The organism is Streptomyces altiplanensis (assembly GCF_053591575.1).
The window spans coordinates 39,306-48,432 of sequence record NZ_JBSFUB010000053.1 but is presented as its reverse complement, the minus strand read 5'-3'; the positions used below and the strand labels follow the sequence as shown (position 1 = coordinate 48,432).

Below are 9,127 nucleotides of genomic sequence, written 5' to 3'. Positions count from 1 at the left end.
GCCGCGTAACCACCGGTGACACCGCACAGCACCACCCACGCCGACGGCCGCGGGCGCCCGTCCTGGGGCTCCAGCCCCGGGGCCGCCGCCCGTACTTCCGTGCTTCCGTGCTTCCGCCGAAGGTCAGCGTCTCACCAGCCCGGCCTGGGCGGTCCCCCTCCAGTCGGCCACGCTCACGCGCGCCTCCGGGCTGGAGCCGGCCACCGACGCCGCGTACCCGTCGGGGCTGCGTACGCTCCGTACGAACCACTCGCGTTCCGAGCCCGGCACCCGCGCCGCGCGCCAGGAGCCGAAGGACTGGCCGGTGTAGCGGGGAGGAGTGCGGCTGAGCCCCGTGCCGGCCGCCTTGACCAGGGCCTCGGCCCGGGTCCACTGCTCGAAGCCGTGGGTCCTGCGGCCACCCGACACGCACGGGATCGCGGTCCAGTCCATGTGCGGCCGAATGCGCTCGATGTCGACGCCGACCGGCACCTGCGGGGAGTCGCAGACCGCGATCAGGGCGTACCGGCCGGAGTGCGACAGGCTCGCGGAGAGCACCGTCCCGTCCGGCCCGTGAGGCACCGGCTTGCCGTGCCCGTCCTCGTCGCAGTGCGCGCAGTGGCGGCGGAAGCCCACCTCCTGGGGCGCGATCCCGAGCCGCTGCCCGACGATCACGCGGAACGCGTGGTGGACGGTGCGGTACCGCGCCCGGTCCCGCTCGCGCCGCAACCGGGACATCCGCTCGCGCTCCGCCGCGTCGAGGACGGCGTACTCCTCCTCCGGGGACGCCGTCCCCCGCTCGCTGCGCACCGTCCAGATGCTGATGTCGGCCGTGCTCATGCTGCTGAACCACCTGCCAGGATGTGATGCTGAAGCTGCCGCAGGTCCTCGGAGGGCTCCAGGCCCAGCTCCCGGTCCAGTACGGCCCGTACGTCGTGGAATGCGCGGAGCGCGTCGCCGCGGCGCCCCGAGCGGTGCAGGGCGTCGATCAGCCTGGCGTGCATCCACTCGTTGAGCGGATGCGTGGCGACCAGCCGGCGCAGCTCGGGCACCAGCTCCCGGTGGCGGCCCAGGCCCATCGCCGCTTCTATGCGCAACTCCTGTGCGCGCACCCGAAGTTCCTCGATCCTGGCGGCGTGTCCGGCGAGCACCCGGCCCTGCGTCACATCGGCGAGGGTGCGGCCGCGCCACAGGCCGAGCGCCGCGTCGAACCGCTCCAGAGCGGTCTCGCGGTTCCCGGCGCGCATCTCGGCGCGCCCCTGCCCGTACAGCCGGGTGAAGGCGTCGAGGTCGAGCTGGCCGGGTGCCGGGCGCAGCGAGTAGCCGGTGGCCTCGGTGGCGATGACACCGCGCATGGCCTCGGCGCCCAGCTCGCGCTCCAGTTCCTGGCGCAGGTGGTACACGTGGGTCCGCACGGTGCTGACGGCGGTGGACGGCGGCGAGCCGTCCCACAGCTCCTCGACGAGCGTGTCCACTTCGACGATGTCGTGCGCGCGCACGGCGAGCAGGGCGAGCAGGTTGCGGACCTTGGGACCGCGGGGCCGGTGCACCGCGGAGCCACTGAACCCCTCCAGGGGCCCCAGTATTCGGAAACCGGCCTTGACTCCACTGATGTCGCTCATCATGAATCCCCGTTCTGCGTTGTGGGCCCAGTCGGCTCCAGGCGTCTCCAGTCGGTTCCGGGAGTTTTCAGGCGGTGTCAGGAGACCGGCTGGGCGAGTGTGACGAGATGCGTCGCATGCTGCGTGATCATGAAGATCCGGTACGGCAGGCGCCTGCGGGAGCGCGAGTCGCCGGGCCGTGCGGTGAGCGCCGCGCCGGCCAGGACCAGCGCACCGGCCAGCACGACGGCTGCGGGGGCCAGCAGCCCGGGCAGCGCGAGAGCCACGGCGCAGACCAGGAGGCCGGCCCCGATGGCGACGGCGCTGACCGAGACGATGACCGCGGTGACGCGGCCGCCCCACAGCACGGTCCAGTTGCGCCGGCCGTGCTTGGCGTCGCCCCGGGCGTCGGAGAAGTCCTTCGCCACGGCGCCGACCAGGCCCATCCACAGCGTCATCGCGACGGCGAGTACGACCAGGTGGGCCGTGAGCGGAGCGGCTCCGGCGAGCCACCCCGCGAAGTAGGTGAGGGCACCGCTGGCGACGACCACCGCGATGGTGTCCGGGGTCCGGCTCTTGAGGGAGAGCCCGGGGGCGGAGTAGGCGTACCCGAGCGCGATCATGCAGAGGGTGACGGCGAACATGACGTGCCCGAGCGAGGCGGCACCGGCCAGGGCGAAGGCGGCCAGCGCCCAGGCGATGCGCCGGGCGTGGGCGACGGGCAGGTCGCCGCGGGCGATGGGGCGGCGGGAGCCGTTGGCACGGTCCTCCCCGATGTCCGTCACCCCGTTGTAGAGGTAGGTGAAGGCGACCGAAGCCAGCCACACCAGCGAGCCGAGCACCAGGGTGGAGGGCGCCGCCGCGACCGAGGGCAGCCCGGCCGTGCCCGCCACCACGAAACGAACGAGAAAAATGGTCAGGACGGCGGGCCGGCATTCCTGAAGGCAGAACAGCAGAAGGCGTGCGCGATGGAATCTCGTAGATTTCGTGTCACGCGAATAGCTCGAGTACATGGGGGTACTGGAACTCTGGGGCCTCGCGTACGTCGCTGTCGGCATGCCGACGAATTTATGCCGAACGCCGGCGGCGGCACAGACCACCATGGAACAGCAGGCGTACTCCCTAAGATGTATGCCCGTCAGTATTCCGCCGGACCGGCGGACGAATGGTCAGGGCCTTCTGATCAGCTGGGCTTCGATGGCTTTGTTCACGGCGTCGATACGGGAAACGGCGCCAAGTTTCTCGAAGATGTTCCGGAGATGACGCTTGACAGTACCTTCGGTAATATGCAGCTTGTTGGAAATCTGGCGGTTGCTCAGGGCCGCCGCCGCGTGGGTGATGACTTCGCGTTCCCGGGGCGAGAGCGTCTGTCTCGCCTCGCCAAAACCGGATTCTGATATTCCGCTGCGCGGTACGGCAATGGTGATGTTCGGGGCGTACGTGGCCGTGTTGCGGATGGCGGAGAGCAGCGACTCGCGCGGCACGCTCTTGTGCAGATATCCGCGTGCGCCGCGGGCGATCAGTTCCTGCACGAGCTGCGCCTCGTGGTACATGGTCAGCATGAGGACGTGCAGCTCGGGGAAACGTTCCGTCAGTTCGCTCACCACGCTGGGCGCGTGGTGGTCGGGCATCTCCACGTCGAGCAGCACCACCTGCGCCCCCGTCCGCTCGATCAGATCACCGAGGCCCTTGGAGGTGTTCACGTCCGCCACCACATGGAGGTCCGGCTCGGTGTTGATCAGTTCGCACAGCGCGCTGCGAAGGAGCGAGTGATCGTCCACGGCGATGATGCGGATGGGCTCAGTCGCCGGCTCCGCGTCCTGGTCCGTCGTCTGCATGGTTCTCCTCCGTGATGGGGACGGAAAGCGTGACGGCCGTACCGGCCCCCGGTGTACTGGTGATGGTGACCTCTCCGCCCAGCAGCAGCGCCCGCTCGTGGAGCGAGGCCAGCCCGTTCCCCCGCTGCTTCGCGGGCGAGAAGCCGATGCCGTCGTCCCGCACCACGGCGCGCGCCTGATGGGCGTCGACCTCCACGTCGATGGTGACGCGGGAGGCGGACGCGTGGGCCAGCGCGTTGCGCAGGCACTCGCGGACCATGATGAACAAGTCGTCGCAGAGCGCGGACGGCAGCAGGTCGCCGGGGTCGGCCACCCGGATCTCCACCGAGGGCTCTTCGACCGCCATGGCGGTCACGAAGGCGGAGAGCGCGACCTGGAGGGACCGGGTGGAGTCGCTGCGGGTGCGGAGCTCGGTGACGATGTCCCGGGTCGTGTACAGCGTCTCCAGGATGGCCTGCTTGAGGCTGCTGAGCCGGACGTCCGTCGGCGGCGAGGAGTTCTGGGTGAGCTCGTAGAGCTCCAGCTGGCGCAGGGCCAGGCTGGCCGAGCTGCCGATCCGGTCGTGGATCTCGCGGGCCATTCCGTGCCGGCCCTGCTGGGCGGCGTCGCGTACGACGTCCAGCAGGAACAGCTCCTGCCCGGTGGAACCCTCCTCCAGCCGCCGGGTGATGGCGGCCTGAAGGGCGGGAAGCGCCTTCATCAGGTAGTGCTCGGAGCCCGGGCTGCCTTCGAGGAGCCGCCCCAGGAAGCCCAGCGTGAGGTTGAAGAACAGAGACCCCGCGCGCACGGAATATACCGGCGTGACTCCCTGGGATATCCGGGCCCCGCCCAGCTTGCGGGTTTTCCTGGACAGCTGGGGGTTGAGCGGTGCGGAATTTCCGTGCCGCAGTGCATGGGCGCATTCCGCGAGAATGTGGCGGGCCTGCTCACGGCAGGAGAGCCAGATCTCGGCATGCATTCCCAGAGGGTTCTTCTGTTCAATCAGGTGTTGCCTGTAGGCATCGAGAATTTCGGGTTCGAGCGCCAGTAATTGCGCAGCAAGTCTCGAACCCTCGGGATCTGTCCGGTCGTCCAACGCATCCTGGCATGACGCGTTACTCACACTCTTTCCCCCCGCCGCTTGACACCCGACGCCGCTCTTCGCACATCTCGACGACGCTGTCAAGGGGAAAGGGGCTCGGGGATCCGTTGGATGATGCCGCGCGCCCCGCCGGGTTGTCAAGTGACTGAATGCAGTTGTTCATTCGTCAACTTGGCCCGTTTTCGCGGGTGCCGGGCAATGGGCCGACGTCAGGAACAGGCTTGCCCCGTGCTGCCCCTCTGTCAATTGCGTTGCGTCGGCTCTCCCCGCTCCGCGAGATTTGAGAAATGTTCATGAATAAGCCTGCGCAGCGCGGACAGCGCAACATCGCCCAGCACGGCGGAGGTCACCATGCCGGCCGCGGCGCTGTCCGGGGCCGGCCGCGACCTCAGCAACGCCACCTCCGCCTCGCTGATCCGCTCCAGCGCGTCGGCGTACGTGTCCAGCAGCCGCAGCAGATCGCGCTGTTCCAGCCACTCGCACGCGACCAGCACCTGGGTGAGCGTGAGCCACGCCGGGTTCTCCTCGTTCACCTGCCAGTTGCGCGCCTCGGCCAGTCGGGCCGTGTGCTGCCGGGCCCGGGCCCACTCCTCCTGCTCCTCCTTCTCCCGGCAGGCGGTTCCGCGTACGGGCAGGGCGTACAGCACGGTTTCGAGCACCTCGTGCAGCGACGGCGGGGAGGAGTCGATATGGCGCAGGATCCTCCGTACCGCGGCGTACGGGACCCCCCCGACATCCAGCAGCGTCCTGATCAACGTGATCCGGTGGACATGCCGTTCGTCGTACACGGGCTCGGCGCGGAACAGCTCCAAGTCGAGGTACATCTGGAGCGCCCGGACGGGGACGCCTGTCTGGCGGCTCAGCTCTGAAAGCGGCACACCTCACCACCTTCGGGATCTGGTCGGGGTTGCCGGGACCCTACGCAGGCCGCGGACCCTCCTACAAGCCCGTGCCCCCGACTCCGCCCCCCACTGCCTCGAAAGACACAGTGCTCTCACCCCACGGGTGCAGAGAGGGCTCACCCCACGGGTACGGGGAGAGTGTTCAGTTCAGGCGCGCCCGTGTTCAGTTCAGGCGGGCCCGTGCCGCCCGCGCCTGGCCGCGGACGGCCTCCGCCGACGCCGGGTCCACCGCCGACACCACCTCCGCGTACGCCTCCATCTCCGCCGCGCCGCCCAGGAAGTCGCCGCGCTGCACCAGCAGTTGCGCCCGCTCGAACCTCAGCCGGGCCGCGTGCGAGGGCAGCAGCAGGGACAGTTCCACCGCCCACAGCTGGACGTCCGTACGCTCCGGGCGGGCCGCCGCCCACGCCCGGATGTTGTTCAGGATCCGCGCCACGATCGCCGGCGGGTCCGCCGGCGCCAGCATCGAGGGATCGAGCGGCTCCCCCGTCGCCCCCGCCACCAGCAGCTCCGCGTCCGCCCCCGTCAGCAGCCGCCCGCCGTCGAAGGGGTCCACGAGGACCCGTTCCTCCCCGGACCCGAAGCCCACGACGAAGTGCCCGGGCAGGGCGACCCCGTACACCGGCGCGCCCGCCCGCCGGGCGACCTCGATCCATACGACGGACAGCAGGATCGGCAGCCCGCGCCGCCGCCGCAGCACCTCGTGCAGCAGTGAGGACTCCAGCCGCCGGTAGTCCCCGGGCGACCCCCCGAACCCGTACCGCGCCCCCAGCAGGCCGGACACGGCCGAGGCCCACCCCCGCGCCCCGCCGGGACGGAACGGCAGCAGGCCCGCCAGCCGGTCGAGTTCCATCTCGGCCGCGTCCATCCCGGCCTCGTCCAGCGATCCGTCCGCCTCCGCGCCCACCAGCAGGCACAGCAGCGCGAGGTCCGGCCGCTCGGAGCGGGCCTCCTCGGCGAACCGCTGCCGCCGTTCGCGTTCGGTCGGTCGTCCCATGCGTCCCTCGTCCCCGCCTACGCCGGCCGGAAGTGGTGGTAGCTGTGGTGGGTGGCGAAACCCATCCCGTCGTACAGCGCCCGCGCGCCCTCGTTGCCGGCCTCGACCTGGAGCCACGCGGCCGAAGCGCCCTCCTCCAGCGCCCGCCGCGCCAGCGCCGTCATCACGGCACCGGCGAGCCCCTGCCGCCGGTGCGCGGGATCGACCTCGACCGCCAGGAACCCGGCCCACCGCCCGTCGACGACGCACCGCCCTATCGCGAGGGGCACCTCCCCCTCGCCGGCGACGGAGGCGAACCACACCGAAGGCCCGCTCTCCAGGACCTTCGTCACGTGCGGCCCCGGCTTCCCCGACCGCTGGTAGCGCGCGAGCCAGGCCGTGTCGCACGTCCGCTCCAGCCGGACCCGCGACACGTCCGCGTCCCGGTCCCCGACCGGTGCGAGCGCGGCGATCCGCACCTCGGCGCTGACGTCGCGCACCCACCCGAGCCGCTCCAGTTCGGCGGCGAGGCGTTCCTGTGCGCCCTCGGCCCCGGTGGAGACCTGGACGTACGCGGGGAGCCCCCGCGCCGCGTACCACTCCCGTACCCACTCCAGCGCCGCGCCGACGGGCATCCCGGGGTCCCCGAGCGGCAGCACCGAGTTGGCGCGCCGGGTGAAGCCGCCGGCGGCGCGCAGCCGCCACTCACCGAGCGGCTCGCTCTCGACGGGCTGCCACGCGCGTGCGCACGCGCGCGACAGCTCCTCGAAAGTCGCCGCGGGACCGCGCCGCCGGGCCGGGGCGGAGGGCACGACCTTGCCCGCGACCAGGGAGGATTCGGCGATACGGACCGACTCGCCCCCGCGCCGTGTGATCGACAGCACGCCGCTGTCCCAGGATGTGAGAACACCGACCGTGTCGGTGAACTTCGCCCCCGGCGCCCCGGCCTCGTCGAGGCGCCTGACTGATACCCGTTTGCCCACGTCGGCAGGTGAAATACGGACCTCGAGTCGTCCGCCGGTAGTGAATTCCACAGCTCTGGTCGCCCCTCCTGTTCGGATCGTGCCCGGGAACGGAGATACTAGAGGCGGGCATCGACGACGCCGCGCTCCCGCGCGCCACGTGGACGGAGCCGCAGATCGGCCCGCCGCGCCCTATCGAGGAGGAACGACAGCGTGACCTACGTCATCGCGCAGCCTTGTGTCGACGTCAAGGACAAGGCGTGCATCGAGGAGTGCCCGGTCGACTGCATCTACGAGGGCTCCCGGTCCTTGTACATCCACCCGGACGAATGCGTCGACTGTGGTGCCTGTGAGCCGGTCTGCCCGGTCGAGGCCATCTTCTACGAGGACGACACCCCGGAGGAGTGGAAGGACTACTACAAGGCGAACGTCGAGTTCTTCGACGAGCTCGGCTCGCCCGGCGGTGCTTCCAAGCTCGGCCTGATCGAGCGCGACCACCCCTTCATCGCCGCGCTCCCGCCGCAGAACCAGTAAGCGACGAGGCGAGTGCGCCGCCCCGGTCCCGTACGGCCTGCCCGCCGTACGGGACCGGGGCGTTTCCAGAGCCAGAGCGAGCCCGTACGAGCACGAGAAAGCGATCACCGTGTCCGCAGTCACTGACCGCCTGCCCACCTTCCCCTGGGACAAGCTGGAGCCGTACAAGGCGAACGCGGCCGCCCACCCGGACGGCATCGTGGACCTGTCCGTCGGCACGCCCGTCGACCCGGTCCCCGAACTGATCCGGCGGGCCCTCGTCGCGGCCGCGGACTCCCCGGGCTATCCGACGGTGTGGGGCACGGCCGCGCTGCGGGACGCGCTCACGGGGTGGGTGGAGCGGCGCCTGGGCGCGCGCGGCGTGGCGCACACCAACGTCCTGCCCGTCGTCGGCTCGAAGGAGCTGGTGGCCTGGCTGCCGACGCAGCTCGGGCTGGGCGCCGGCGACCAGGTGGCGTACCCCCGGCTCGCGTACCCGACGTACGAGGTGGGCGCGCGGCTGGCGGGCGCCGAGCCGGTCGTGTACGACGACCCCGTGGCGGACCTCGACCCCACCCGCCTCAAGCTCCTCTGGCTCAACTCGCCGTCGAACCCGACGGGCCGTGTCCTGGCCAAGGACGAGCTGACCCGGATCGTCGCGTGGGCGCGCGAGCACGGCGTGCTGGTCTTCAGCGACGAGTGCTACCTGGAGCTGGGCTGGGAGGCCGAGCCCGTCTCCGTACTGCACCCGGACGTCTGCGGCGGTACGTACGAGGGCATCGTCGCCGTCCACTCGCTCTCCAAGCGTTCCAACCTGGCCGGCTACCGCGCGGCCTTCGTCGCGGGCGACGCGGCCGTCCTGGGCGACCTGCTGCTGATCCGCAAGCACGGCGGCATGATGACGCCGGCGCCGGTGCAGGCGGCGACGGCCGCGGCGCTCGGCGACGACGCGCACGTGGCGGAGCAGCGGGAGCGGTACGCGGACCGGCGCGCGGCGCTGCGGACCGCGCTGGAGGCCCACGGTTTCCGGATCGAGCACAGCGAGGCGAGCCTGTACCTGTGGGCGACGCGTGACGAGCCGTGCTGGGAGACGGTGGCCCACCTGGCGGAGCTGGGGATCCTGGTGGCTCCCGGCGACTTCTACGGGGCTGCGGGGGACCGCTTCGTACGGGTGGCGTTCACGGCCACCGACGAGCGCGTCGCGGCGGCGGTCAAGCGCCTCGGCGGCTGACGGCACCCGCAGCGCGCGAAGGGGCCCCGGGGAGTTCGTGCTCC

General features: G+C 71.2%; 10 protein-coding genes. 2 read left to right on the top strand and 8 right to left on the bottom strand.

The features are described 5' to 3' along the window. Nucleotides 1-123: 123 nt before the first annotated feature. The 8 genes from ACWD0Y_RS22430 to ACWD0Y_RS22395 all read right to left on the bottom strand — a co-directional run bounded on the left by ACWD0Y_RS22430 (nt 124) and on the right by ACWD0Y_RS22395 (nt 7,411). On the bottom strand, nt 124-819 hold the full coding sequence (locus ACWD0Y_RS22430) for a 4'-phosphopantetheinyl transferase family protein (RefSeq protein WP_450262087.1): 696 nt from the start codon (nt 817-819) through the stop codon (nt 124-126). Continuing rightward, nucleotides 816-1,601, bottom strand: coding sequence for an AfsR/SARP family transcriptional regulator (locus tag ACWD0Y_RS22425; RefSeq protein WP_450262086.1), 786 nt, complete (start codon nt 1,599-1,601; stop codon nt 816-818). The genes ACWD0Y_RS22430 and ACWD0Y_RS22425 overlap by 4 nt, the downstream gene beginning before the upstream one ends. Before the next feature lie 77 nt (nt 1,602-1,678). Continuing rightward, entirely contained in the window at nt 1,679-2,476 is a 798-nt protein-coding gene (locus ACWD0Y_RS22420; protein WP_450262085.1) for a UbiA family prenyltransferase, read from the bottom strand. Between the two features lie 273 nt (nt 2,477-2,749). Beyond that, a complete protein-coding gene (locus ACWD0Y_RS22415; RefSeq protein WP_093799210.1) occupies nt 2,750-3,418 on the bottom strand; it encodes a response regulator in 669 nt (222 codons plus the stop codon). After that, entirely contained in the window at nt 3,381-4,376 is a 996-nt protein-coding gene (locus ACWD0Y_RS22410; RefSeq protein WP_450262084.1) for a sensor histidine kinase, read from the bottom strand. Before ACWD0Y_RS22410 ends, ACWD0Y_RS22415 begins: the two co-directional genes overlap by 38 nt. 365 nt (nt 4,377-4,741) lie before the next feature. Beyond that, nucleotides 4,742-5,377 carry a MerR family transcriptional regulator gene (locus ACWD0Y_RS22405; RefSeq protein WP_450262083.1) on the bottom strand — a complete coding sequence of 212 codons (636 nt, stop codon included), beginning with the start codon at nt 5,375-5,377 and terminating at the stop codon, nt 4,742-4,744. Between the two features lie 187 nt (nt 5,378-5,564). After that, on the bottom strand, nt 5,565-6,398 hold the full coding sequence (locus ACWD0Y_RS22400) for a transglutaminase family protein (RefSeq protein WP_450262082.1): 834 nt from the start codon (nt 6,396-6,398) through the stop codon (nt 5,565-5,567). A 17-nt stretch (nt 6,399-6,415) separates the two neighbouring features. Then, nucleotides 6,416-7,411 carry a GNAT family N-acetyltransferase gene (locus ACWD0Y_RS22395; RefSeq protein ID WP_450262081.1) on the bottom strand — a complete coding sequence of 332 codons (996 nt, stop codon included), beginning with the start codon at nt 7,409-7,411 and terminating at the stop codon, nt 6,416-6,418. A 141-nt stretch (nt 7,412-7,552) separates the two neighbouring features. Here ACWD0Y_RS22395 and fdxA point away from each other — a divergent pair, with 141 nt between their 5' ends. Together fdxA and ACWD0Y_RS22385 are read left to right on the top strand one after the other, a co-directional pair. Next, entirely contained in the window at nt 7,553-7,873 is a 321-nt protein-coding gene (gene fdxA / locus ACWD0Y_RS22390) for a ferredoxin (RefSeq protein WP_018089397.1), read from the top strand. Nucleotides 7,874-7,982: 109 nt separating this feature from the next. Then, the gene (locus ACWD0Y_RS22385; RefSeq protein WP_450262080.1) at nt 7,983-9,083 is read left to right on the top strand and encodes a bifunctional succinyldiaminopimelate transaminase/glutamate-prephenate aminotransferase; all 1,101 of its coding nucleotides are present in this window, start codon (nt 7,983-7,985) and stop codon (nt 9,081-9,083) included. The last annotated feature ends 44 nt before the right edge of the window (nt 9,084-9,127 follow it).

Coding starts and splice junctions, on each gene's coding strand:
- ACWD0Y_RS22425 (WP_450262086.1), bottom strand. CDS start 1,601: ATGAGCGACATCAGTGGAGTCAAGGCCGGTTTCCGAATACTGGGGCCC.
- ACWD0Y_RS22400 (WP_450262082.1), bottom strand. CDS start 6,398: ATGGGACGACCGACCGAACGCGAACGGCGGCAGCGGTTCGCCGAGGAG.
- ACWD0Y_RS22415 (WP_093799210.1), bottom strand. CDS start 3,418: ATGCAGACGACGGACCAGGACGCGGAGCCGGCGACTGAGCCCATCCGC.
- ACWD0Y_RS22430 (WP_450262087.1), bottom strand. CDS start 819: ATGAGCACGGCCGACATCAGCATCTGGACGGTGCGCAGCGAGCGGGGG.
- ACWD0Y_RS22410 (WP_450262084.1), bottom strand. CDS start 4,376: ATGCATGCCGAGATCTGGCTCTCCTGCCGTGAGCAGGCCCGCCACATT.